At 70.2% G+C, this 23,220-nt stretch carries 21 protein-coding genes, 1 tRNA gene and 1 other RNA gene; 13 read left to right on the top strand and 10 right to left on the bottom strand.

Features of this window, described 5'->3' with window-relative positions; genetic code table 11:
• Positions 1-50: 50 nt before the first annotated feature.
• Together ACFOY2_RS06195 and ACFOY2_RS06190 are read left to right on the top strand one after the other, a co-directional pair.
• Complete coding sequence (locus ACFOY2_RS06195; protein ID WP_379526938.1) at positions 51-2,282, top strand: SulP family inorganic anion transporter; 2,232 nt, start codon at positions 51-53, stop codon at positions 2,280-2,282.
• Between the two features lie 4 nt (positions 2,283-2,286).
• On the top strand, positions 2,287-3,294 hold the full coding sequence (locus tag ACFOY2_RS06190; RefSeq protein ID WP_379526937.1) for an NAD-dependent epimerase/dehydratase family protein: 1,008 nt from the start codon (positions 2,287-2,289) through the stop codon (positions 3,292-3,294).
• A gap of 23 nt (positions 3,295-3,317) precedes the next feature.
• Here the strand turns inward: ACFOY2_RS06190 and sigJ are convergent, their stop codons facing one another.
• A complete protein-coding gene (sigJ, locus tag ACFOY2_RS06185) occupies positions 3,318-4,229 on the bottom strand; it encodes an RNA polymerase sigma factor SigJ (RefSeq protein ID WP_379526936.1) in 912 nt (303 codons plus the stop codon).
• Between the two features lie 180 nt (positions 4,230-4,409).
• On the opposite strand from sigJ, the gene ACFOY2_RS06180 reads away from it, so the two are divergent.
• The 3 genes from ACFOY2_RS06180 (at position 4,410) to ACFOY2_RS06170 (ending at position 5,394) form a co-directional block, all read left to right on the top strand.
• Positions 4,410-5,012: a dihydrofolate reductase family protein gene (locus ACFOY2_RS06180; RefSeq protein ID WP_379526935.1), complete on the top strand. Its 603-nt coding sequence runs from the start codon at positions 4,410-4,412 to the stop codon at positions 5,010-5,012.
• A gap of 111 nt (positions 5,013-5,123) precedes the next feature.
• A complete protein-coding gene (locus ACFOY2_RS06175; protein WP_379526934.1) occupies positions 5,124-5,276 on the top strand; it encodes a hypothetical protein in 153 nt (50 codons plus the stop codon).
• Between the two features lie 47 nt (positions 5,277-5,323).
• A tRNA-Pro gene (locus ACFOY2_RS06170) sits at positions 5,324-5,394 on the top strand.
• Here the strand turns inward: ACFOY2_RS06170 and ACFOY2_RS06165 are convergent.
• Positions 5,395-6,066: a hypothetical protein gene (locus ACFOY2_RS06165; protein WP_379526933.1), complete on the bottom strand. Its 672-nt coding sequence runs from the start codon at positions 6,064-6,066 to the stop codon at positions 5,395-5,397.
• Between the two features lie 107 nt (positions 6,067-6,173).
• Here ACFOY2_RS06165 and ACFOY2_RS06160 point away from each other — a divergent pair, with 107 nt between their 5' ends.
• Positions 6,174-6,941: a TetR/AcrR family transcriptional regulator gene (locus ACFOY2_RS06160; RefSeq protein ID WP_379526932.1), complete on the top strand. Its 768-nt coding sequence runs from the start codon at positions 6,174-6,176 to the stop codon at positions 6,939-6,941.
• Positions 6,942-7,001: 60 nt separating this feature from the next.
• Complete coding sequence (locus tag ACFOY2_RS06155) at positions 7,002-7,940, top strand: glycoside hydrolase family 5 protein (protein WP_379526931.1); 939 nt, start codon at positions 7,002-7,004, stop codon at positions 7,938-7,940.
• A gap of 95 nt (positions 7,941-8,035) precedes the next feature.
• Here ACFOY2_RS06155 and rnpB read toward each other — a convergent pair.
• The 4 genes from rnpB to ACFOY2_RS06135 all read right to left on the bottom strand — a co-directional run bounded on the left by rnpB (position 8,036) and on the right by ACFOY2_RS06135 (position 11,405).
• An RNA gene (rnpB, locus tag ACFOY2_RS06150) (RNase P RNA component class A) lies at positions 8,036-8,424 on the bottom strand.
• 172 nt (positions 8,425-8,596) lie between these two features.
• Entirely contained in the window at positions 8,597-9,865 is a 1,269-nt protein-coding gene (locus ACFOY2_RS06145; RefSeq protein ID WP_379526930.1) for a bifunctional RNase H/acid phosphatase, read from the bottom strand.
• Positions 9,862-10,602, bottom strand: a complete 741-nt coding sequence (locus ACFOY2_RS06140) for a zinc ribbon domain-containing protein (protein WP_379526929.1) — start codon at positions 10,600-10,602, stop codon at positions 9,862-9,864. The genes ACFOY2_RS06145 and ACFOY2_RS06140 overlap by 4 nt, the downstream gene beginning before the upstream one ends.
• Positions 10,603-10,604: 2 nt before the next feature.
• Positions 10,605-11,405: a Nif3-like dinuclear metal center hexameric protein gene (locus ACFOY2_RS06135; RefSeq protein ID WP_379526928.1), complete on the bottom strand. Its 801-nt coding sequence runs from the start codon at positions 11,403-11,405 to the stop codon at positions 10,605-10,607.
• 101 nt (positions 11,406-11,506) lie between these two features.
• Between ACFOY2_RS06135 and ACFOY2_RS06130 the strand changes: the two genes are divergently transcribed.
• A complete protein-coding gene (locus ACFOY2_RS06130; RefSeq protein WP_379526927.1) occupies positions 11,507-12,940 on the top strand; it encodes a flavin-containing monooxygenase in 1,434 nt (477 codons plus the stop codon).
• Positions 12,941-12,950: 10 nt separating this feature from the next.
• Positions 12,951-13,979, top strand: coding sequence for a dipeptidase (locus ACFOY2_RS06125; RefSeq protein WP_379526926.1), 1,029 nt, complete (start codon positions 12,951-12,953; stop codon positions 13,977-13,979).
• A gap of 39 nt (positions 13,980-14,018) precedes the next feature.
• Here ACFOY2_RS06125 and ACFOY2_RS06120 read toward each other — a convergent pair whose 3' ends face one another.
• Positions 14,019-14,408, bottom strand: a complete 390-nt coding sequence (locus tag ACFOY2_RS06120; protein ID WP_379526925.1) for an SSI family serine proteinase inhibitor — start codon at positions 14,406-14,408, stop codon at positions 14,019-14,021.
• A gap of 141 nt (positions 14,409-14,549) precedes the next feature.
• Between ACFOY2_RS06120 and ACFOY2_RS06115 the strand changes: the two genes are divergently transcribed.
• From ACFOY2_RS06115 to ACFOY2_RS06105, 3 genes are all read left to right on the top strand, one after another.
• Positions 14,550-15,299 (top strand): GNAT family N-acetyltransferase, encoded by a 750-nt coding sequence (locus ACFOY2_RS06115; protein WP_379526924.1) that lies wholly within the window; start codon positions 14,550-14,552, stop codon positions 15,297-15,299.
• Between the two features lie 65 nt (positions 15,300-15,364).
• Positions 15,365-16,795 carry an Nramp family divalent metal transporter gene (locus ACFOY2_RS06110; RefSeq protein WP_379526923.1) on the top strand — a complete coding sequence of 477 codons (1,431 nt, stop codon included), beginning with the start codon at positions 15,365-15,367 and terminating at the stop codon, positions 16,793-16,795.
• A gap of 78 nt (positions 16,796-16,873) precedes the next feature.
• On the top strand, positions 16,874-17,995 hold the full coding sequence (locus ACFOY2_RS06105; protein ID WP_379526922.1) for a C45 family autoproteolytic acyltransferase/hydolase: 1,122 nt from the start codon (positions 16,874-16,876) through the stop codon (positions 17,993-17,995).
• Here ACFOY2_RS06105 and ACFOY2_RS06100 read toward each other — a convergent pair.
• From ACFOY2_RS06100 to ACFOY2_RS06090, 3 genes are read right to left on the bottom strand one after another with little or no spacing between them, the layout of a single operon-like run.
• Complete coding sequence (locus ACFOY2_RS06100) at positions 17,962-19,464, bottom strand: AMP-binding protein (protein WP_379526921.1); 1,503 nt, start codon at positions 19,462-19,464, stop codon at positions 17,962-17,964. The genes ACFOY2_RS06105 and ACFOY2_RS06100 overlap by 34 nt on opposite strands.
• Positions 19,464-20,471 (bottom strand): acyl-CoA dehydrogenase family protein, encoded by a 1,008-nt coding sequence (locus ACFOY2_RS06095; RefSeq protein ID WP_379526920.1) that lies wholly within the window; start codon positions 20,469-20,471, stop codon positions 19,464-19,466. Before ACFOY2_RS06095 ends, ACFOY2_RS06100 begins: the two co-directional genes overlap by 1 nt.
• Positions 20,468-21,634, bottom strand: coding sequence for an acyl-CoA dehydrogenase family protein (locus ACFOY2_RS06090; protein ID WP_379526919.1), 1,167 nt, complete (start codon positions 21,632-21,634; stop codon positions 20,468-20,470). The genes ACFOY2_RS06095 and ACFOY2_RS06090 overlap by 4 nt, the downstream gene beginning before the upstream one ends.
• A 157-nt stretch (positions 21,635-21,791) precedes the next feature.
• On the opposite strand from ACFOY2_RS06090, the gene ACFOY2_RS06085 reads away from it, so the two are divergent.
• Positions 21,792-23,123, top strand: a complete 1,332-nt coding sequence (locus ACFOY2_RS06085; protein WP_379526918.1) for a HAMP domain-containing sensor histidine kinase — start codon at positions 21,792-21,794, stop codon at positions 23,121-23,123.
• The last annotated feature ends 97 nt before the right edge of the window (positions 23,124-23,220 follow it).

The raw sequence follows: 23,220 nt of genomic DNA, 5'->3' as shown, positions 1-23,220 counted from the left end.
CATGTGACGCGCCCCTAAAGCGGGGGCGACGGAGCAATAGGGTTTGCTCCATGATCCGCGACACGAAGAGTAGCTGGCTGAGCACCCTCCGCCACGACGTGCCAGCCTCGCTCGTGGTTTTCCTCGTCGCGGTGCCCCTTTCGCTGGGCATCGCGATGGCCTCCGGGGCACCGCTGGCCGCGGGCCTGATAGCCGCCGCGGTGGGCGGCCTGGTGGGCGGAGCGCTGGGCGGCTCGGCCGTCCAGGTGAGCGGGCCCGCCGCGGGTTTGTCGCTGGTGGTCGTGGATCTCGTGCAGACGTACGGATGGCGCGCCACCTGCATGATCACCCTGCTGGCGGGAGCCGTCCAACTGCTGCTGGGGATGTTCAAGGCGGCCAGGGCCGCGCTCGCGGTGTCGCCCGCCGTCATCCACGGCATGCTGGCGGGCGTCGGCGTGATCATCGCCCTCGCCCAGCTCCACGTGGTGCTGGGCGGCAGCTCGCAACGTTCCGCGGTGGCGAACCTGATCGAGCTCCCTGGCCAGATCGCCGACCTGCACGGGCACAAGGTCGCCGTCGGCCTGCTCACGATCACCGTGCTGGCCCTGTGGACGCGCCTGCCGAAGCAGATCAAGGCGGTGCCGGCGCCGCTGGCGGCACTGTTCGCGGCGGGGATGACAGCCTGGTGGTTCAACTGGGACGTCTCGCGCGTGGACCTGTCCGGCAGCATCACCGAGTGGGCCTTCCCGGTACTGCCGCAGGGCGACTGGCACCTGGTGGTGGGGGCGGTGCTGCTGGTGGCGCTGCTGGCCGGGTGCGAGTCGCTGCTGTGCTGCGTGGCGGTCGACGGCCTGCACGGCGGACGCCGCGCCGACCTCGACCAGGAGCTGACCGGCCAGGGCGTGGCCAACATGGTCTCCGGCGCGCTCGGCGGCCTGCCGGTGGCCGGGGTGATCGTGCGCAGCACCGCCAACGTGCAGGCGGGCGCCCGTACCCGATGGTCGACCATGCTGCACGGGGCGTGGGTGCTGATGTTCGCGCTCGGGTTCGGCTGGGCGATCCAGCTCATCCCGCTGGAGGCGCTGGCGGCGCTGCTGGTGTTCATCGGCGTGCAGATGGTGAACCTGGGCCACATCAAGAAGGTGCACGGGCACGGCGAGGTGCCCGTGTACGTGGTGACGCTGATCGCGGTGATCCTGCTGGGGCTGGCCGAAGGGGTGCTGGCGGGGCTGGCGCTGGCGGCGCTGCTGGCGTTGCGCCGCCTGACCTGGGTCACCGTGCTGAAGCACGAGGACCGCGACGGACGGCTGCACGTGACGATCTCGGGGTCGCTGACGTTCCTGGGCGTGCCGAGGCTGACGCACGAGCTGCGGACGATCCCGGCGGGCGCGGCCGTGGACCTCGACCTGAACATCGACTTCATGGACAACGGCGCCTTCGAGGCCATCCACTCCTGGCGGCTCGACCACGAGCGCATGGGCGGCACGGTGGACATCGACGAGCTGCACGACGAGTGGTACACGCTGGCGGCCAGCGGGGTGCGCATGTTCCCCGTCAAGTCGCCGCCCAAGGCGCCGGACCGCTGGTGGTTGCCGTGGGCGCACCGCCGCCGCACCGTCCGGCCGTCCGCGCCGGTCAACGACGAGGCGGAGTGCCTGCTCACGGCGGGGGCGCGGGAGTTCCACCGGCATACGGCGCCGCTGGTGCGGCCGATCTTCACCGAGCTGGCACGCAAGCAGCAGCCGTCGCACCTGTTCATCACCTGCGCCGACTCCAGGATCGTGCCGAGCCTGATCACGGCGAGCGGGCCCGGCGACCTGTTCACGGTGCGCAACATCGGCAACCTGGTGCCCCGCAGGGGGTCCGAGCCCCACGACGACTCGGTGGTGGCGGCGATCGAGTACGCCACGCAGGTGCTGGGCGTGCACACGATCACGGTGTGCGGGCACTCGGGGTGCGGTGCGATGGCGGGGGTGCTGAGCGGCGGCGTGCAGGCGGGCAGCCTGCCGGGGCTGCGCAGGTGGCTGCGGCACGGCGACCACAGCCTGGCCAGGTTCATCGACACCGAGGGCGACCGGCTGCACAGCGGGGCGCTGGACGTGCTGTGCCGGGTCAACGTGCAGCAGCAGTTGGAGAACCTGCGCACCTACCGGAAGGTCGACGAGCAGATCAGGGCGGGCAAGCTGGAGCTGGTCGGGCTGTTCTTCGACATCGGCTCGGCCCGGGTGCACATGGTGCCGCCGCTGCGCTCTCCGCTGTCAGTGAAGATGGCCGATCGCAGGGTCGCGGCGGGCGAAGAATGAACCCATGAAGGTTCTGGTGATCGGCGGGTCGGTGTTCCTGGGGCGGGCGGTCGTCGAGGAGGCGCTGGCGCGAGGGCACGAGGTCACGACGTTCAACAGGGGGCGGAGCGGGCCCGACGTGCCCGGGGCCGAGGCCGTGCGCGGCGACAGGGAGGTTCGCGCCGACCTGGAGCGACTGGCCGAGGGCCGCTCGTGGGACCTCGTGGTCGACACCAGCGGCTACGTGCCGAGGGTCGTGGGCGAGTCGGCGCGGGCGCTGTCCGGGCATGCCGGGGTGTACGCGTTCGTGTCGAGTGTCTCGGCCGTCGACGGCTTCCCCGGCAATCCCGCAGGCGAAGACCCCGACGGGTGGCCCTGCGCATCCGACGCGGGTCCTGACGACGGCGACTACGGCGTGCGGAAGGCGGGCTGCGAGCGGGCGGTCGAGCAGGGGTTCGACGGTGCCGTGCTGACCGTCCGGCCGGGCGTGATCCTGGGCCCAGGAGAGCGCGTCGGCAGGCTCCCGTGGTGGCTGACCCGGATCTCGAAGGGCGGGCGGGTGCTCGCGCCGGGCGATCCGGAGGCGCGGCTGCAGCTCGTGGACGCGCGCGACGTGGCGATCTTCACGCTCGACGCGGCGGAACGCGGCACGTCCGGGCGGTTCCTGGTGTCGGGGCCCGCCGGCGGGGCCGGCTTCGGCGAGTGGCTGGAGCTGTGCGCACGGGTGACGGGCTCCGGCGCGGAGCTCGTCTGGGTGGACGACGACTTCCTGGTGGAGCAGGGGGCGGGCGCGTTCGTCGAACTGCCGCTGTGGAGCGTCCCGCCGTCGACCGGTACCGATAACTTCTGGAATGTGCCCACGGCCAGGGCGGAGGCGGCCGGGCTGCGTGTCCGTCCGCTCGCCGACACCGTAGGCGACACGTGGGCCTGGCTCCGCGAGATCCCCGAGGGCGAGCGCGAGTTCGGCAAACACGGCATGGCGGCGGAGAAGGAAGCCGCCATCCTGGCGGCGTGGGCCGCCCGTTCCGCGTAATCCTCCGCAGACGGGGGCGCCCGCTACGCGAGGTTCACCGTGGCCCACGGCCGGAGCTTGTCGGGGTTGCGCACCCCCCAAAGGTGCTTGATCCGGTCGCCTTCGATCTCGAAGGCGATCACCACCACGGTGACGCCGTCCCGCTGGGCCACCAGACCGGGCTGGCCGTTGACCCGGCGCTCCAAAAGCGTCAGACCGGGCACCCTGCCAAGGAGGTCGACGGCGTAGCGCGCGACCCGCTCGCCGCCTTCGAGCGGGCGGAGCCTGGCGCTGACCAGGCCACCGCCGTCGACGATCCCCGTGGCGTCGGGGTCGAGCAGGCCGATGAGGGCGTCGATGTCCTTGGCCTCCCACGCCTGCTTGAAGTTCCTGACGATGCCGGCCCGCTGGGCGGCCGGAGCGGAGGGGGCCTGAGCTGCGCGGATACGGCGGCGGGCCGAGGAGGCCAACTGGCGGCAGGCTCCCGGGGTGCGACCGACGATCTCGGCCACCTCGGCGAAGGGGTAGCGGAAGACGTCGTGCAGGACGAACACGACGCGCTCGGCCGGGGTCATCGATTCGAGCACGACGAGGAAGGCCATGTTGACCGACTCGTCGAGGGTGACCCGGTCGGCCGGGTCGGCCGTCCGCCCGCCGGCCCACTCGCTGCGGTCGGGCAGCGGCTCGGGGATCCATTCGCCCACGTAGCTCTCGCGACGGACCCTGGCCGAGCCGAGCAGGTCGAGGCAGACTCGGCTGGCGACCGTCATCAACCAGGCGCCGGGCGATTCGATGGCCTCCTGCTGCGGGCGGGACATGGCGTACCAGCGGGCGTAGGTCTCCTGCACGACGTCCTCGGCGTCGGCCAGGGAGCCGAGAAGGCGGTAGGCGAGATTGATCAACTGGCGCCGCTCGCTCACGAGCGTGCTCAGGCTCGGATCGGAATGGATGGTCATGGTCTCGCCGGCTCCCCTTGTGTCGCAGCTGCCCTCATCAGATCGACGAGATACCCCGCCAAACTGTGACGTCAGATTATTGAGACGCTGTCCACGCCAGGTATGTAGAGAACGAGCGGGCGGCTCCGACTCCCTCGTGAGCGGCGCGAGACGAGCGCCGGAACCTGGGAGGACAGTGAGATGAGCAAGGTCACCTGTGACGTGGCGGCGTCCCTCGACGGCTTCGTGGCGGGGCTGAACCAGACTCTGGACAACCCCTTCGGCGATGGCGTGGGCGATCGTCTGCACCAGTGGATGTTCGAAGAGCCCGAGGCGCACGCCGAGGTCATCGAGGGCATCACCGCGGCGGGCGCCTTCATCATGGGCCGCAACATGTTCGGCCCCGGTCGCGACGCCTGGGACATGGACTGGCGGGGGTGGTGGGGTGAGGAGCCGCCCTACCACGCGCCGGTCTTCGTTCTCACCCATCACCCTCGGGAGCCGTTGCCCATGAAAGGCGGCACGACGTTCACGTTCGTCACCGAGGGGATCGAGGCGGCCCTCGCTCAGGCGCGCGAGGCGGCCGGCGGCCGCGACGTCTCCATCGCGGGCGGCGCGCAGACAATAAACCAGTACCTGGCCGCGGGGCTCATCGACGAGCTGCGCGTGCACGTCGCCCCGGTGATCCTCGGCAGGGGCGAGCGGCTGTTCGACGGCGTCGGGGACACCACCCTTGAACCGCTCGGCGACGTGTCGGGCACCGCCCTCGTCACCCACCTGACATACCGCGTGATCCACGGATAAACCAGTCGATCCCGGCGACGGACCTCGTCACGATGGCGGCCATGAGAAACCGCAACCGCCGGGAGCGCGCCGCGACGCGCCACGGCCGCGTTCCGGCCCACGCCGGAACTGGTGCACGGCGTCACCGTCGCCGATCCGGTGTGGGCGGCACTGCTGCGCCGGGCGGGTGTCTTCAGCGGCAAGCACGTGAAGGAGGAACTGGCCGCCGACGCCCTGCACGGGCTCCGATCCGGGGTCGTGCCGGTGAAGGATCACCCCGCGTAAAGGAGTGGCGCAAGCTGACCTGTGTTGAGCAGACTGGACACGACCACGCCGTAGCTCACCGGTAGAGCGCCCGGCTCGGGACCGGGTGGACGCCGGTTCGAACCCGGTCGACGAGGCCTCAGATCCCCTTCGTAAGGGCTTGACCGCTACCGGCGCGCCGGTGCAGCCAGAGCATGACCAGGACGACGACGACGGCGGGCCCCAACCCCCACGCCAGCGGTGCGATCGCGCCCATCACCGCAGTGGAGTTGGCGAAGAGCCCGAGCGCTCCGCCCAGGCTGAGCACGCCCACGGTCGCGAAGATCACGGAGATGCCGCGTTCGAGTCCGCGAACGCGGAACGCCGGGGCCAGGAAGAGGCAGGCCAGGGAGAAGAATACCCCCCAGCCGAGCATCTCGAAGGCGAACGTCAGCGACGGCCAGCCGTAGGGCTGGAACCACTCCAGTCCCGCCGTCCTGCCCAGGCCGGGACTCTGCCTGACCATCGTCAGCCCCACGAACCGGTTGGCGCAGACGACCACGGCCAGCATGACGACGAACGCCAGGGAGATGAGCGTGAACACCTGTTTGTCCGCCGGGGTGGCGAGATGGACGGCGCACCACAGCGGCACCATGGCCAGGACCGCGAGCATCATGATCGCGTGGAAGGTGGTCGTGAAGGGCTCCTGGGGCGGAAACGGCAACCCTCGCGCCATCATCACCGTGAGAACCACCAGGTAGACCAGCGACAGGGCGGCGTAGCCACCGCCGGCCCACATCCCCACCGACGCTACCGATGTCCGCTTTCGCATGCCCTTCTCCGTCCACCTAGTGGCGTATGTTGTTCGCCATAGTGGCGAACAACATACGCCACTATAGACTTGCCGGGACGGCAGAGCAGCACAGGGAGACGGCCACGATGGGCGAGCAGCACAGGACACGCACGCCGGCGGGCATCGAACTGGCCTGGCGCGCCTCTGGTGACGCGGCCCGCAGACGCGCCCAGGCAGCCGACGAACGCCGGCCAGGTCCGCGGCCGGGCCTCACCCTGGAGCGAATCGTCACAGCCGCGATCGACATCGCCGACAACGAAGGGCTCGCCGCGGTATCGCTGGCTCGCGTCGCCTCCGCCCTCGGCGCCGCGACGACCTCGCTGTACCGGCACGTCCGCTCCAAGGACGACCTGGTGATGGTGATGCGCGATGCCGCCACCGAGCCACCTCCTGACCTGCCGCCCGGCTCCGAACGCTGGCGTGATTCTCTCGCCGGCATCGCCTGGCAGATCTACGACCTCTACCGGCGGCATCCATGGGCCCTGCAGGTGCCCACGTCCGGCCCGCCGAACATGCCGAACGAACTGCTGTGGGGAGAGCACATGCTCAGGGCGCTGTCCCGGACCACCCTGAGCTCCCCCGACCAGCTCCGCGCCGTCACCCTGATCTCCGGCTACGTCCGCGAGCAGGCCCGTCTCACCCTGGACCCGATTATCGCCGACGGTGCGGGAGGCGACTACTTCCGGTTTCTCGGAGGGGTCATGACGCCGGATCGGTATCCCATGTTCTGCCGGCTCTTCGGCGATCAGGCGAACACCGGCTCAATCGGCTACACCACCGAAGACTTCCAGTTCGGCCTGGACCGGATTCTGGCCGGACTGGCCGAACTCGACCAGGACGGCCGCACGCGGTAGCCACGCTCTGAGACCTTCGCGTGATGTACGTTTGCCGGGCGAGAGAAGGGACGCAGGAGCATGCGGCTGGGGCGGGGCGTCAATTTCGGCAACGCGCTGGACGCTCGTGGTGAGGGCGAGCCCGGCTTCCGGCTTGAGGAGCGGTACTTCGACGAGGTGGCGCTGGCCGGGTTCGACACCGTTCGCCTTCCCGTCCGCTGGTCGGCGCACGCCGCCGAGACCCCGCCGTACCGGATCGATCCGGCCTTCTTCGACCGAGTGGACCGAGCGGTGAACGGCGCCCTCCGGCGCGGCCTGAACGTCGTCATCAACGTCCACCACTATGACGAGGTCTGCGCCGCCCCCGACCAGCACGAGGGACGATTCCTCGCGCTCTGGCGGCAGATCGCGCCGCGCTACGCGGACCATTCGGAGCCACTCTGCTTCGAACTGCTCAACGAGCCCCGCGACCCGATGACGCCGGAGCGGTGGAACGGGCTGGCCGCGAAGGCGTTGGCTGTCGTACGCGAGTCGAACCCGGACCGCACCGTGCTCATCGGCCCGGCGCGGATGAACGACATCGACGCGCTCGCGCAGCTGGACCTCCCGCAGGACGACCATTTGATGGCCACGGTTCACTACTACGCGCCGTTCGCCTTCACCCACCAGGGCGCCGGCTGGGTCAAGGGAGCCGACGCCTGGCTGGGCACGCGCTGGGGCGACGACGCCGATCGGGCCACCGTACGCCGCGACCTCACCACGGCCGCCGCATGGGCGAGCGAGCACGGCCTCCCGTTGTTCCTCGGCGAGTTCGGCACCTTCTCGAAGGCCCACGCGGCCTCTCGCGTGGAATGGACCGCGTTCGTGCGGTCGGAGGCCGAGCGCCTGGGAATGAGCTGGGCCTACTGGGACTTCGGCACGGATTTCGGCGTGTTCAACCCGGATCTGAACTCATGGCGTGAGCCGCTGCGACAGGCTCTGATCCCGGGGCACCTGCGGCCACTGGTTTCCGAGCGATGAGGGCCCAGGCCGTGGCGAGATCAATTCCGCTCGCGGAGCTGCAGCGGAACCAGCGATCGTGCACTGGCCGTTTCGCCTGGTAGATGGGATTTGTAGTGACGAGTCGGCCTGTAGGCCGGGTTCTGTCCTTCGTTTGAAGGGGCGACCATCCATCTAGGGCCGCCGTTGCCGGCGGCCTCGAGCGGTCTACCCGCGCGGCTCGGGCGGGCAGCCCTCGAACGTCGCGCGCGGGACGCTCCTGGGAGCGTCCCTTCTTGACCTTGCTCCGGGTGGGGTTTACCTAGCCGCCCACGTCGCCGTGGGCGCTGGTGGTCTCTTACACCACCCTTTCACCCTTACCTCCCGGCGGACCGAGAGGCGGTTTGCTTTCTGTGGCACTGTCCCGCGGGTCACCCCGGGTCGGCGTTACCGACCACCCTGCCCTGTGGAGCCCGGACCTTCCTCGGCGGGCCCGAAGGCCCGACGCGGTCGCCCGGCCGACTCGTCTGGCTGCAAGATTATCAAATTTCAAGCGGTTCCCAATCCAGCGGCAAGATCGCCTCGATGGGATGGGCAGGTCATCGTCTGAGGGGGGCGATGGCGCTTCAGTGGGCGTGCCGGAGGTTCCGACGGCCGGAGGTTCTGACGAACGTCCGGCACGCCCCACCAGCCGGGGGTCAGTGCCGTTGTAGGTGGGCGGTGTCGTTGAACGCCTTCACCACGGCGGGGCCGTCCGCGTAGTACTCGATCAGCGACAGGCACGCCAGGTCCAGGTGCATCCGGTAGAGGGACTCCAGCGGGGCCATCAGGGCGAGCCTGAGCAGCATCTTGATGGGCGTGACGTGCGAGACCGCCAGAACGGTCTTGCCCTCGTAGCGCTCCACCAGCCGCTCCCCCGTCTCCTGGACGCGGCGTGCGGTCGTGGCGAAGCTTTCGCCGCCGGGTGGGGCGGCTTCGGGGTCGGCGAGCCAGGCGGCGAGTTCGGCGGGCCAGCGGCGCTGGACCTCCGTGAACGTGTGGCCCTCCCAGGCGCCGAAATCGGCTTCTCTGAGGCCTTCGTCGATCTCGATGTCGAGGCCGGTCCGTTTGGCGATGGTTTCCGCGGTCTGCCTGGCGCGGTTGAGTGGCGAGGTGACGATCACGTCGAGGTGGTACGGCTCGCGCGAGAGCCGCTCGGCCGCCGCCGACGCCTGGGCCAGGCCGTTGGGTGTGAGTTCGGCGTCGCCGAGGCCCGAGAACCGGCGTTCCACGGACAGGGGGGTTTCGCCGTGTCTGAGGAGGAGGAGTGAGGTGGCGACCCGGGTGGGCGGTCTCCAGCCTGTGCCCTTGCTCATCGCCTGCTGGGTGGCGGCGACGGAGGCGGTCGGGGCCGACAGGCCGGAGGAGGACGCGAGGTTGTCGCCCGCGTCGAGGAGGTCCGTCTGCTGGACGACCTTCGGCGCCGAACGAGCCGAGCCGGGCTCCGAGAGGGCGCCCGTCGCGCCGGAAGCCGGGCCCTGCTCATGGGTGCCGCCCGCCTTCCAGGTCAGGCCCTTGGCCGCGGCGTCCATGGCCTCGTTGGCCAGCCGGTCGGCGTGCTTGTTGCGGTCGCGCGGAATCCAGGTCCATTCCGTCACCCGCAGCCGTCTGGCCAGCCCCTGCGCTTCCAGGGCGAGCGGGCGCAGCCCTTCGTTCTTGATCTTCCAGCGGCCCGCCATCTGCTCGACGACCAGCTTGGAGTCCATTCGCACGGCCACCGGCGCTCCCTCGCCGGCCAGGTCGAGCACGGCCTTCAGCCCGGCGATCAGCCCCCGGTATTCGGCGACGTTGTTGGTCGCGACGCCGATGGCCTCGGCCGCCTCCGCCAGCACCTGGCCGTCGGAGGCGTCCTTGACGACCGCGCCGTAGCCGGCCGGGCCGGGGTTGCCGCGCGAGCCGCCGTCGGCTTCGACGATGTAGGACGTCACAGGCCCGACTCTGTGGTGCGGACGAGGATGCGGCGGCACTCCTCGCATCGGAGCACCTCGTCGTGGGGGGCTCCCTTGATGCGGTTCATCTCGGCGATGGACAGGGCCACCTTGCAGCCCTGGCACCGGCCGCCGTGCAGCATGGCGGCGCCCACGCCGTACTGGTCCTTGAGCTTGCCGTAGAGGGCGAGCAGGTCGGCGGGGATCTCACCGGCGACGGCGCCTCGGCGGCCCTGGACCTCGGCCGCCTCCTTGTCGATGTCGGTGAGCGCGGCGTCGCGGCGGCCCTCGGAGTCGGCCAGGCCGGCGGCGACCTCGTCGCGCTGCGCGACCAGGTCGGTGACCTTGGTGTCGGCGGCCTCGCGGCGTTCCATGATCTCCAGTACGACCTCCTCCAGGTCGCCCTGGCGCTTTTGCAGCGAGGCGATCTCGGACTGCAGGCCGGACAGGTCGCGCGGGGAGGTCACGGCGCCGGAGTCGAGGCGCTTCTGGTCGCGGTCGGCGCGGGTGCGCACGGCGTCGACGTCGCTCTCGGCCTTGCTCTGCTCGCGCGCCAGGTCGCCCGCCTCGGTCTCGGCCTCGATCACCTGGGTGACGAGCCTGGCGTACTGCTTGGACCGCTCGTCGATCTCGGCCAGCTCGGGCAAAGTGCGCCGGCGGTGCGCCAGCCGATCAATCACGGCGTCGAGCTCTGCCAGGTCGAGCAGTCGCTTCTGGGCCTCAGGGGCTGCTTTCATGATCAATATCCTCTTGTCCAAGCATCGGTGACCGTGGCGGAGACGCGCGTTTCAACGGTAACGCCACTCTCGCGCAGGATGGACGCCGCGCTGTCGAGCCAGGGCCACTCGGTCGCCCAGTGGGCGGCGTCGATCAGCGCGGGCCCGCCCGACTCGACGAATTCGCTGGCCGGATGGTGGCGCAGGTCAGCCGTCAGGAACACGTCGACTCCCGCGGCCTTGGCGGTGCCGAGGAGCGAGTCGCCCGCGCCGCCGCTGACCGCGACCCGCGTGACGGGGCGCGCGAGGTCGCCGGCCACGCGCAGGCCCATGGCGGTCCGCGGCAGGCCCTTGGCGGCCAGCGCGGCGAAGTCGCCCAGGCAGGTGGGCTCCGGCAACTCGCCGATGCGGCCCAGGCCGCGCCACGGGTCGTCGGGGAAGGGCTGCAGCGGCACCAGGTCGCCGGCCAGCCCGACGGCTCTGGCCAGGGCGTCGGACACGCCGGGGTTGGCGACGTCGGCGTTCGTGTGGGCGGTGTAGAGGGCGATGTCGTTCTTTATCAGGGTGTGAACGAGGCGGCCCTTGGGGGTGGTGGCGGCCACGCTGGTGGTGCCGCGCAGGTAGAGGGGATGGTGGGTGACGATCAGGTCGGCGCCCCATTCCATGGCCTCCTCGGCCACGACCGCGACCGGGTCGACCGCGAACAGCACCCGCCGCACCGGCTGGGCGGGGTCTCCGCTGACCAGCCCCACCGCGTCCCACGACTCGGCTCGGGCGGGCGGGTAGGCCGCCTCGAGCACCTCGATCACGTTCGTCAACGTCACAGCAGCCACCTGCGCAGACTACCGGTGCGGGGACGCGGCGGGGGTGTCGTCGGAACACGGTTCGGCGTAGTGTAAGTGAGTCCTGACCTGTGGAGGGTGGCATGGCACCTGACGTCGCGATCATCGGGGCGGGGTTCGGCGGACTGTGCATGGCGATCCAGCTCGAACGGGCCGGGGTCGGCTCCTACACGGTGTTCGAGAAGGCGGACGGCCTCGGGGGCACGTGGCGCGACAACAGCTATCCCGGGGCGGGATGCGACATCCCCTCCCATTTGTACTCGTACTCATTCGAGAAGTACGCGAGCTGGACCCGCCGCTACCCAGAACAGCCCGAAATTCTGGGATATCTAGAGCACTGCGCCGATAAATACCGCGTCAGGCGAAAAATCAGGTTCGGGGCGGAAGTGCGGCGGGCTGCCTTCGACGGCTTGAAATGGCGGCTGACGACCGCGAACGGCACCGAGACCTTCGACGTGCTCGTCATGGGCGTCGGCCAGCTCAACCGCCCCCGCCTCCCCGACATAGCCGGAATGTCGGACTTCGCGGGCGTCTCCTTCCACTCCGCCCGCTGGAACCACGACCACGATCTCACCGGCAGACGCGTCGCGGTGATCGGGAACGGCTCGTCGGCGGCCCAGCTCATCCCCCGGGTCGCGGAGCGGGCCGAACGCCTGTACGTCTTCCAGCGCACCCCGAACTGGGTGATCCCCAAGCCGGACGCCGCGTTCAGCCCGCTGACCAGGCTCGCCCTCCGTTACGTCCCCGGCCTCCAGCGCGCCTACCGCGAGTGGACCTACCGCTACGCCGAGGGCGCCCTCTATCCAGCGCTCGCCCAGGGCTGGAGCGCCGGCCTGCTCAGGCAGCGGGCGCTGCGGCACCTGCACGACCAGGTCGCCGACCCGGCGCTGCGGGCCAAGCTCGCCCCCGGCTATCCGCCGGGCTGCAAGCGGGTCGTCATCGACAGCGCCTTCTACCCGGCGCTGACCAGGCACAACGTGGAGGTGGTCACCGACGGGATCGTCCGGATCACGCCGAAGGGCGTCCAGACCGCCGACGGCACATGCGAGGTGGACACGATCGTCTACGCCACGGGGTTCAGGAGCACGGAGTTCCTGGCCCCGATGGAGATCACCGGGCTCGGCGGCCGGTCGCTGGAGGAGCAGTGGAAGGACGGGGCTGAGGCGTATCTGGGCATCTCCGTCCAGAATTTCCCCAACATGTTCCTGCTGTACGGCCCCAACACGAACCTCGGCCACAACTCGATCATCTTCATGATCGAGTGCCAGGTGAACCACGTCATGTCGTGTCTGCCGTACCTGTCCGCGAACGGCCCGATCGAGGTGCGGCCCGAGGCGATGGCGGCCTGGCGCGGGCAGCTCGACGCGGCGATGGAGCGGATGGTGTGGGGCGCCGGCTGCCAGAGCTGGTACAAGACCGACCAGGGCCGGGTCACGAACAACTGGCCGGGCCCGACGACGCTCTACCGCCGCCTGACGGCCCGGCCACCGATCCCGGCCTACCGCCTGGCGGAGTAATGTCTGGATCGTGACGTCTACCCTCCACCAGCGTGCGGTCGTCGCCGACACCCACAACGACCTCCTGATGGCCGTCTCCGCCAGGCCGCCCGGGCAGTGGTCGGCGTTCTTCCGCGAGCGCTGGCTGCCGCAGCTCGTGGCGGGCGGGGTGAACCTGCAGGTCCTGCCGGTCTTCATCGACGACCAGCACCGGCCGGAGGGGGCGCTGCGTCAGACATTGCGCATGATCGAGTGCGCGCACGTGCTCGCCGAGGGCAACGCCGGCCGGGTGCGCCTGTGCCTCGACGCGGCCGAGATCGATCACGCGCTCGAGGCGGGCGAGATCGCGCTGGTGCTGGCGTTGGAGAGCATGCCGGGCATCGACGCGGACGTCGAGCTGATCTCGACCATGTACCGGCTGGGCGTGCGGGTGGCGTCGATCGCGCACTTCGGCCGTACGGCGCTGGCCGACGGCAGCGGCGAGGACGCCACGGGCAGCGGGCTGACCTCCCACGGCGTCGAGGCGCTGGCGGAGATGGAACGGCTCGGCATGGTCTTCGACGTCTCCCACCTGGGCGCCTCCGGCGTCGCCCACGTGCTGGAGCTGGCGACCAGGCCGGTCATCGCCACGCATTCCTCGGCCCGCGCGCTGCGCGACCACCACCGCAACCTCACCGACGAGCAGCTGCGCGGGGTGGCGGCCACCGGCGGCGTGGTCTGCGTCAACTTCTTCGCCCCCTTCCTGGCCGACCGTGAGTCCGACATGACGCTCGAGCGTCTGCTCGACCACATCGAGCACGTGGCGGCGGTCACCGGGATCGATCACGTCGGTCTCGGGCCCGACTTCATCCGCGAGGTCATGGACGATCTGACGCCGCCGTGCTGCGAGGGCGTCAACACGCGCGGGGTGGACCCGAAGTCCGCGGTGCCGGGGCTGGAGGGGCCGTCGGGGCTGCCCATGGTGACCGAGGGGCTGCTGGCGCGGGGCGTGCAGGAGCAGGACGTCATCAAGATCATCGGCGGGAACGTGCACCGGCTCCTGCGGGAACTGCTGGCGTGAAGGGGGCCTGCCCGCGAGCGCGCGGACAGGCCTGACCGATCAGACGACCGGGCCGAGCTTGCGCTTCATCACGCACTCGTTGGGGAACTCGTGCGCGTAGAAGTCCGGCCGGCCGTACCAGTGGCCGCGCGCCTCGACCGTGACCGGGTCCCAGATCAGCGGGCATGGCCCCGGGTCGACGTCGAGGTCGACGAAGTAGCCGTCGACGTCGCGCAGCACGTCGCACGCCTGGTGCGGCCGGGGGTGGATGCCTCCGTCTGGATCGCAGGTGAGACGCAGCGAGTACGCGCCGCCGTAGCGGGGCTTGACGGTGATGAAGAGCTCCGCCCCCGCCGCCGCGGCGGCGGGCTGGGCCGCGATCGGCGAGGCGATGATCGCGGCCAGCCCGAACACGGCCATCCTGCGGGCGACGGTCAGCATGAACGCCATAGGGGAACCTCCCTGGGTCGACGGGCGTCCCTGAACGGGACGACGCACTCACCCATGACTACCGTGAGTGACTGGTCGGAGACTACTGGTTACCTGGCTACACCGCGCTATCTCCACCGCAGGGGTGTGGGTAAATAGAGGATGAGCAGTGACGTGGTGATCCGCGAGTTGCGGAAGATCGAGGAGTTCCAGCAGGTTCACCGGCTTTTCGACACGATCTGGCGGCCTGATCCGGGCAACCCGCCGATCACCGTGGAGTTGCTGGTCGGGTTCGCGCACACGGGCAACTACGTGGCGGGGGCGTTCGAGGGCGACACGCTGGTGGGCGCCTCGGTGGGGTTCCTGGCGGCCGGGGGCGCGCTGCACTCCCACGTGACCGGGGCGGCCGTCACGGGCCGGGGCGTCGGGTATGCGCTGAAGTCCCACCAGCGGGCCTGGTGCCTGGAACGCGGGCTGGAGCGGATCACGTGGACGTTCGACCCGCTCGTCCGCAGGAACGCCCATTTCAACCTGGTCAAGCTGGGCGCGATGCCGGAGGAGTACCTGGAGGACTTCTACGGGGTGATGTCGGACGCCATCAACGTGGGCGACTCCTCCGACCGGCTGCTGGCGGTGTGGCGGATCGCCGAGGAGCGGCGGCCGATCGAGGAGACGGAGTTCTTCCCCGCGCTGAGCGAGGACGCCGACGGGTGGCCGGATGAGGAGACGGCCGCGGAAGACCGGATGCTCGTGGCGACGCCGTCCGACGTGGAGTGGCTGCGGCGGCACGATCCCGAGGTGGCCAGGGCCTGGCGGCGGGCGGTGCGGGACGTACTGGGCGGGGCCATGAAAGCGGGCGGGCGCGTCGTCGGTTTTACCGGACGCGGAGAATACATGGTGATTCTTAACTAGCTATTCCACCAGAGTTTCGGATCTCTGTAATGTGGCTCACAGGCAAGCCGAACAAGGAGATCCGCATGGCGGAATTCACCCCCACCGTTCCTGCGCGAGTCCTGCCGTCCGTCACCGTCCGCGACCTTCCCGAGCCGCCCCGATCGACCTGGCGCGTCATCGGCCCCGGCCTGGTCGGCGCCGGAGTGGGCCTGGCCTCCGGCGAGTTCATCATCTGGCCCTACATCGCCTCCCAGGTCGGGCTGGTCTTCATCTGGGGAGCGGCCGTCGGGATCATCACCCAATGGTTTCTGAACATGGAGATCGAGCGCTACACGCTGGCCACCGGCGAGACCGCGCTGACCGGGTTCAGCAGGATGTGGAAACACTGGGGCATCGTCTTCGTGCTGATGACGCTGGCCTCCAACCTCTGGCCCGGGTGGGTGACCACGTCGGCGACCATGGTCACGTACCTGACAGGGTCGGGCGCGGGGAGCGTGCGCTGGATCGCGATCGGCATGCTCGTCGTGATCGCGCTCGGCCTGACGCTGGCGCCGGTGATCTACACGATGCTGGAACGGGTGATCTTCGTGAAGATCGCCCTGGTCATCACGCTGGCGGTGGTCGCGGTCCTGTTCGCGATCAACGCGGAGACCTGGGTCGAGCTGGGCAAGGGCCTGACCGTCAACGCCCAGTTCCCCTCCGAGCTGGGCTACGCCGTGTTGATGGGCGCCATCGCCTACGCCGGCGCGGGCGGCGGCCAGAACCTGTGCCAGAGCAACTGGATCCGCGACAAGGGCTTCGGCATGGGCCAGTACGTGCCCCGCCTGGTCAGCCCGGTGACCGGTGAGGAGGAGGCGGCCGCCTCGACCGGGTACCAGTTCGCCCCCACCAAGGAGAACCTCGCCCGGTGGCGGCAGTGGTGGCGCTTCGCGAACATCGAGCAGGGCGCCACGTTCGCGCTGGTGTCGTTCCTGACGATCGCGCTCATGTCGATGCTGGCCTACTCCACCGTCTACGGCCGCCCCGGGCTGAAGGACAACATCAGCTTCCTGCAGGTCGAGGGCCAGGTGCTGCAGGACGTCGTCGGCCCGTGGTTCGGCGTGCTGTTCTGGGTGATCGGGGCGCTGGCCCTGTTCGCCTCGGCCATGGGCATCGTCGACTACACCTCGCGGCTGGCCTCCGACACGATCAAGACCGTCTACCTGCGCGAGCGGCCCGTCTCGGTGAACCGGGTCTACTTCATCGTGGTCTGGGCCATGGCCGTGCTCGGGATCGTGATCCTGCTGCTCGGGTTCGACCAGCCGCTGATCCTGCTGGTGTTCTCGGCGTGCTTCGCGGCCGTGATGATGTTCGTGTACTCGATCCTGCTGATCATCCTGAACCGGCGGTCGCTGCCCGAGGCCATCAAGGTGCGCTCGTACCGGCTGGGGGCGCTGGTGTGGTCGGTGCTGTTCTTCGGGACGCTGACCGTGCTGGTCGTCACCCAGCAGGCGCAGAAGCTGTTCGGCGGCTGACGCGCGCTTACCGCGGCCGTCAACGCGCATCAGCGGGCGGTAAGGCAGCGGTCAGCGGGGGTGGACAGGCTGGGCGACATGAAGAACATGACCCAGATCGCAGGCAGCAAGGACGACGCCCAGCTCGTCCACCACCTCACGCTCTCCGGCAGCCAGTACGAGATCGGCCAGGTCCTCACCGAGGAGGCCCGCAGGCTCGGCTGGTCCCCCACCCAGATGAACCCGGTCATGAACCGGGCCCGCAGGACCTGGTTCGAGCGCCACTGGCCGCAGCACCACGCCCGCATGGACGGCGCGGCGGCGGTCCTCGGCCTCGACCCCGACCAGGACGAGGTGGCCCTGGACGCGATGAGCTACATCCCGCAGGGCTCCGGCTGCTCTGCCATGTGGATCCCCCCGTCCGCGTCGGCCGACGGCAACGGCAGGGTGGGCCGCAACTACGACTTCTTCTTCCCCGCGACGACCAGCGAGATCATGGGAGGCACGCCCAGGCCCGGCGAGCTGCCCATCGGTTCCCGCCCCTACGTGATCACCACGGTGCCCGACGAGGGGCTCGCCACGACCGTGATCACCATGAACGAGCTCGACGGCTGCATGGACGGCATCAACTCGGCGGGCCTGGCCGTCATGCTGCTCATGGCCGACTTCGAGACCGCCACGCCGCCGGACGGCCCCGTCACGCCGCAGGTGGGGCTGTCCAGCGTGCACCTGCCCAGGTTCCTGGTGGAGACGTGCGAGAACACCGACCAGGCCAAGCAGGCGCTGCTGGGCGCCAAGCACTACGACTTCGGCGCGCCGCTGCACTACCTGGTGGCGGACGCGCACGGGCAGGCGTTCGTGTGGGAGCGCGGCAGGGACGGCACCGAGCACATCATCGAGTTCGGCGACGGCCCGCTCTGCGTCACCAACCACCTGCTGCACCGCCACCCCGACCCGATGAACCTGCCCGCGGACACCGAGCACAGCTTCAGGACGTTCGAGCGGCTGCGCACGCTGCACGAGAACAGCAAGGGCGCCACCATGTCGGAGCAGGACATACGTGACAGCCTGCGCGGCGTGGGCGCGTCCGAGGACCCGGCCATGCCGTTCCGCACGCTGTGGAGCACGATCTTCGACCCCGCCGCGCGCACCCTCTCCACCCGCTTCTACCTGGGTGACGGCGGGCGCTACAGCGAGGAGCTGGTGTTCTCGCCGAGGTAGTCGGCGCGCACCTTCGAGCGTGACAGCTTGCCCGTCGGGGTGCGCGGCAGCCTGGAGCGGTACTCGATCGCCTTCGGGTGCTTGAACCTGGCGATGCGGGGCCCGCAGTGCTCCAGCAGCTCGGCGGTGAGCTCGGGGCCCGGCTCGACGCCCTCGACGAGCTGGACGAGGGCGAGCACGTTGTGGCCCCACTCCTCGTCGGGCGTCCCGATGACGGCCACGTCGGCCACGGCGGGGTGTTCGAGCAGGGCGGCCTCGATCTCGGCGGGGTAGATGTTCACCCCGCCGGAGACGATCAGGTCGGTGCGCCTGTCGCACAGGAACAGGTAGCCGTCCTCGTCCAGGTAGCCGATGTCGCCCGGCGCGTACCACTCCCCCCGCATGCTGGCGGCGGTCCTGTCCGGGTCCTTGCGGTACTCGAAGGTGCCCATGCTGGACTTGACGTAGATCAGGCCGGGCTCGCCGGCCGGGAGCCGCTTGCCGTCCTCGTCGAGGATCCTGACCTCGAACGTGGGCGCGGGCCGGCCCACGGTGCCCGGCCTGGCCAGCCAGTCGTGCGGCTTGACGGAGAAGGCGACCGCGCTCTCGGTCGAGCCGTAGTACTCGTACAGGACGGGGCCCCACCAGTCCATGATCTGCTTTTTGACCGCGACGGGGCAGGCGGCGGCGGTGTGGATGACCTGGCGCAGGCTGGACACGTCGTACTTGCCCTTGACGTCCTCGGGGAGCTGCAGCATCCGGTGGAACATGGTCGGCACCATCATGGCGTTGGACACCCGGTACCGTTCGATGAGCTCCAGGATCTTGACCGGGTCGAACCTGGGCGCGATCACCACCGTGTGCCCGAGGTGCAGCGCGAACTGCGTGTGCGAGCACGGCGAGGAGTGGTACATCGGCGAGGTCACCAGGTGGACCTCCGCGCCCGGGCGCAGGTCCACGACCTCGCCGAGGAACCACGTGTTCAGCGGCAGGAACGCCTCGGGCTCGGCGCCGGGCAGCGGCCGCTGCACGCCCTTGGGGAAGCCGGTGGTGCCGGAGGTGTACCACATGACCGCGCCGCACGTGCGCTCGTCCGGCGCGTGCGCGGGCTGCCCTTCCGCCAGCCCCTCGATCCCGATCTCCGCGCCGGGCACGGCGTACTCGGGGCTGGTGACGACGAGCTTGGCGTCGCAGTCTGCGAGGATGTACGCCACTTCCGACGGGGTCAGATGCCAGTTGATCGGCACGTAGTAGAGCCCGATCTGGCCGGTGGCCATGAGCATGACGACCGCGTCGATCCCGTTGGGCAGCACGCCCGCCACCACCTCGCCGGTGCCGAGCCCGCGGGCCCGCAGCCCGTGGGAGACCTGGTTGACGCGGGCGAGCAGGTCGCCGTACGAGGTGCGCGTGCCGTCGGTGTCGATCACCGCGATGCGCCCCGGGTCGGCGGCGGCGATGGCGTAGAAGCCGGGCAACTCGCTGACGTCCATTACAGCTCCAGCAGTTGTGCGAGACGGGCACGATGGATACGGGGCGGGCCCAGCAGCACCTCATCCGCTTTGGCCCGCTTGTAAAACAAATGAGCGTCATGCTCCCAGGTAAAACCTATGCCGCCGAACAGCAGCAGATGATCGCGGGCCACCTCGAAACAGGCTCGGCCGACGTACGCCTGGGCGAGCGCGGCGGCCTCGGGCAGCTCGCCGGGCGACTCGTCGGCGGCCCACGCGGCGTACCTGACGATCGACTCGGCCTGTTCGAGCTTGCAGTGCATGTCGGCGAGCTTGTGCTTGACCCCCTGGTAGGAGCCGATGTACCGGCCGAAGGCAACGCGGACCTTGGCGTAGGCGACGATGGCGTCGAGCGCTGCCCGCATCACGCCGAGCTGCTCGGCCGCCAGCGCCACCGCCACCAGGTCGTCGATCTCGGGCCACGGGCCCAGCACCTGGCAGGGCGCGCCCCGCAGCGTCACCTTCGCCTGGCCGCGCGTGAGGTCGAGGGTCTCCAGCGCGGTCCTGGTGACGCCGGGCGCGCTCAGCTCGACGGCGACCAGGACGTCGCCCGCGCGGGCCAGCAGGACGTCGGCGTCCATGCCGCTGAGGACCTGCGGCAGCGTGCCGCTCACCGTGGCGTCGTCGGGGGCTTCGAGGCCGTGCCGGGCGAGCGTGGCCGTGGTGCGGCCCTCCGCGATGGCCGACAGCAGCTCCTCGCCGGGCGTCGCGGTGAGCGCGAAGACGGCGAACGCGGTGGTCAGGAACGGCCCCGGCAGCAGGGCGGCGCCTGTCTCCTCCAGCGCGACCGCCAGCTCGGCCAGGCCCGCGCCGGCGCCGCCGTACTCCTCGGGGATGATCAGGCCGGACAGGCCGAGCTCGCCGTTCAGCCTGGCGTACACCTGGGGGTCGTAACCCTGGCGGGCCTTGGGCAGCGGCGAGGCCGCCCGCAGGAAGGCGCGCACGCTCTCGCGCAGGTGCCGCTGCTCCTGGCTGAGTACGAGCTTCACTCCTGTGTCCCCACCTTCAGGTCCTTGAACGGCACGGTCTTGTCCACCCTCGGCTCGGGCGGCAGGCCGAGCACGCGGTCGCCCACGATGTTGCGCATGATCTCGTTGGTGCCGCCGCCCAGCGACAGGCCGGGGGCCACCGAGATCGTCTGGGCGAGCGGATGGTCGCCCAGCACGGCCTCGGGGCCCACGAGCCGCGTGGCCAGGTCGGCCTGGAACAGCGTCAGCTCGGCCAGCAGCAGCTTGGCGGCGCTGCCGCGGGCGCCGGGGAAGATCCCGGCCCTGGTCTCCTGGGCCAGACGCTGGTTGAACAGCGCCAGGGCGCGGCGGCGGATGTGCAGTTCGACGAGTTCGTCGCGGACCAGGGGGTCATCGGTGTCGACGACCTGGCGCAGCGCGTCGAGCGAGGCGGGGTCGTCCTTCCTGCCCCCCATGCCGACGCCCGCCGAGATCGACAGCCGCTCGTGCAGGAGGGTCGTGACGGCCACGCTCCAGCCGTCGTTCACCTCGCCCACGCGGTGCTCGTCGGGGATCGGCACGTTGTCGAAGAAGATCTCATTGAAGTTGGACCTGCCGGACATGTCCTTCAGCGGCCTGACCGTCACCCCCGGGTGACGCATGTCCACCACGAACATGGTCAGCCCCTTGTGCTTGGGCACCTCCACGTCGGTGCGGGCCAGCAACAGGCCCCAGTCGGCGTGGTGGGCCACCGAGGTCCACACCTTCTGGCCGTTGACGATCCAGTGGTCCACGTCGCGTACGGCCCTGGTCTGCAGGGCGGCCACGTCGCTGCCCGCGCCCGGCTCGGAGAAGAGCTGGCACCAGATCTCCTCGCCGCGCAGCAGCGGCCGCAGGAACCGCTCGCGCTGCCGGTCGGTGCCGCGATCGAGGATCGTCGGGCCGGTCATGCCGAGGCCGATCGAGAAGACGTACGTGGGGAGGGCGTAGTCGCGGGCCTCGGCGGCGAACGCGCGCTCCTCCGCCTGCGTCAGCCCCTGGCCGCCCCATTCCTTCGGCCATGTGATGCCGGAGTATCCGGCGTCGTGGAGCTTGGCCATGAACTCCTTGGCCCGGGCGAGCGGGTCGCCCTCGGGGCGATCTTCGGATGGAACGTTCTCCCGCAGCCAGGCCCTGGCCGCACGGCGATACTCGTCGAGGTTCACGTCGGCTCCTTGGCATCAGCGCTCACTTACTCTAGCCAGGCCACCGCGGCGGGCAAAGAGGGTTCCCGTTGGGAGGTCTTCGAGGCGGTTTGCTGGAGAACCTCCTGCGATATCAACGAGGCACTACCCAGCGTGTTCTTCCGATTACCGTGATCGTATGCTGGGCCGGTCTTTGCGTGCGCGGCTGGCGCTGTTCGCGGGCGTCACCATGGCGGTCCTGTGCGTGGCCACCAGCGCTCTACTGCTGCGGGCGGCGCACCACGTGGTCGTCGAGATCCGCAGGAACGAGGTGATCGGCGGCGCCCTGCGCGTCGTGCACCTGATCAAGGATCATGAGCTGCCCCCGACGGTCGACGTGGCGCCGCACAGCGTCCAGGTCGTCGACGGAGGCGGCCGCGTGGTGTCCTCGACGCCGAACCTGGCCGGCGCGCCCCGGCTGACGACCGCCGCGCCCGGCCCCGGCGCCGTCCACCACAACGCCGTGCTCTGCGGCCTGCCGGGGCTCACCGGGGCGTGCCAGATCATGGCCGCCTTCCGCGTGAACGAGCCGGAGGGCGACTGGATCATCTACACCTTCGGCCCTCTGCCGGCCTGGTACGTGGACCCCGGCGCGCTGGCGTTCCTGACCGGCGCCTGCGCGGGGCTGGTCTGCCTGGCCTGGTTCGGCGTCTCGCGCGTGGTGGCCAGGACGCTCGCGCCCGTCAGGACCATCACCGAAAAGCTTTCAGAAATCACCGCGGGGAACGGGACGATGCGAGTGCCCGTCCCCGACGGCGCCGACGAGATCAAGGGCCTGGCCGAGACCGCGAACCGCACCCTCGCCCGCCTGGAGGGGGCGATGGAGCAGCAGCGCAGATTCGCCTCCGACGCCTCGCACGACCTGCGCAGCCCGATCACGGCCATGCGGGCGGAGCTCGACGGGGCCATGCTCGCCCCCGCCGAGACCGACTGGCCCGAGACCTGCGAGAAGCTGACGAGCAGCCTCGACCGCCTGCAGAACATCGTCACCGACCTGCTCACGCTGGCCAAGCTCGACGCGGGCGCCCCCGCCCGCCTCGAAGCCGTGGACCTGGCCGAACTGGCCCGCGCCGAGACCGCCAGGCCGCGCTCCAAGAAGGTCGTCACCTCGCTCGATCACGGCGTGACCGTGACCGGCGACCGGCTCCGCCTGGCCCGCCTGCTGACGAACCTGCTGGACAACGCCGAGCGGCACGCCGAGTCGCGGATCACGGTGAGCGTGCGGCGCGCGGGTGGGGAGGCCGTGCTGGAGGTGTGCGACGACGGCGCGGGCATCGCGCCCGAGCACCGCGAGACGGTCTTCCAGCGTTTCACCCGCCTGGACGCCTCCCGCAGCCGCGACGCCGGCGGCACCGGGCTCGGCCTGCCCATCGCCCGCGAGATCGCCTGGAGCCACAGCGGCACGCTCACGATCGAGGATTCAGAACGCGGAGCCCGCTTCGTTGCCCGGATGCCGGTACGTGATCACTAAAGACGGGTACGGAAAGGGTTTCGACCCGATCAAAAAACGCGGAGGCCCCATGGCTACCATGATCAATGTGACCGTCCGTCACCCCGGCCGCCCGGCC

Origin of the sequence: Nonomuraea purpurea, assembly GCF_042650645.1 — a bacterium.
Lineage (GTDB): Bacteria > Actinomycetota > Actinomycetes > Streptosporangiales > Streptosporangiaceae > Nonomuraea > Nonomuraea purpurea.
This window is presented reverse-complemented; position numbering and strand designations above follow the sequence as displayed.

What these genes read in the sequence shown, in the direction of transcription:
- ACFOY2_RS06195 (WP_379526938.1), top strand. Translation starts at nt 51, where the DNA reads ATGATCCGCGACACGAAGAGTAGCTGGCTGAGCACCCTCCGCCACGAC.
- ACFOY2_RS06190 (WP_379526937.1), top strand. Translation starts at nt 2,287, where the DNA reads ATGAAGGTTCTGGTGATCGGCGGGTCGGTGTTCCTGGGGCGGGCGGTC.
- sigJ (WP_379526936.1), bottom strand. Translation starts at nt 4,229, where the DNA reads ATGACCATCCATTCCGATCCGAGCCTGAGCACGCTCGTGAGCGAGCGG.
- ACFOY2_RS06180 (WP_379526935.1), top strand. Translation starts at nt 4,410, where the DNA reads ATGAGCAAGGTCACCTGTGACGTGGCGGCGTCCCTCGACGGCTTCGTG.
- ACFOY2_RS06165 (WP_379526933.1), bottom strand. Translation starts at nt 6,066, where the DNA reads ATGCGAAAGCGGACATCGGTAGCGTCGGTGGGGATGTGGGCCGGCGGT.
- ACFOY2_RS06160 (WP_379526932.1), top strand. Translation starts at nt 6,174, where the DNA reads ATGGGCGAGCAGCACAGGACACGCACGCCGGCGGGCATCGAACTGGCC.
- ACFOY2_RS06155 (WP_379526931.1), top strand. Translation starts at nt 7,002, where the DNA reads ATGCGGCTGGGGCGGGGCGTCAATTTCGGCAACGCGCTGGACGCTCGT.
- ACFOY2_RS06140 (WP_379526929.1), bottom strand. Translation starts at nt 10,602, where the DNA reads ATGAAAGCAGCCCCTGAGGCCCAGAAGCGACTGCTCGACCTGGCAGAG.
- ACFOY2_RS06130 (WP_379526927.1), top strand. Translation starts at nt 11,507, where the DNA reads ATGGCACCTGACGTCGCGATCATCGGGGCGGGGTTCGGCGGACTGTGC.
- ACFOY2_RS06120 (WP_379526925.1), bottom strand. Translation starts at nt 14,408, where the DNA reads ATGGCGTTCATGCTGACCGTCGCCCGCAGGATGGCCGTGTTCGGGCTG.
- ACFOY2_RS06115 (WP_379526924.1), top strand. Translation starts at nt 14,550, where the DNA reads ATGAGCAGTGACGTGGTGATCCGCGAGTTGCGGAAGATCGAGGAGTTC.
- ACFOY2_RS06110 (WP_379526923.1), top strand. Translation starts at nt 15,365, where the DNA reads ATGGCGGAATTCACCCCCACCGTTCCTGCGCGAGTCCTGCCGTCCGTC.
- ACFOY2_RS06105 (WP_379526922.1), top strand. Translation starts at nt 16,874, where the DNA reads ATGAAGAACATGACCCAGATCGCAGGCAGCAAGGACGACGCCCAGCTC.
- ACFOY2_RS06100 (WP_379526921.1), bottom strand. Translation starts at nt 19,464, where the DNA reads ATGGACGTCAGCGAGTTGCCCGGCTTCTACGCCATCGCCGCCGCCGAC.
- ACFOY2_RS06085 (WP_379526918.1), top strand. Translation starts at nt 21,792, where the DNA reads ATGCTGGGCCGGTCTTTGCGTGCGCGGCTGGCGCTGTTCGCGGGCGTC.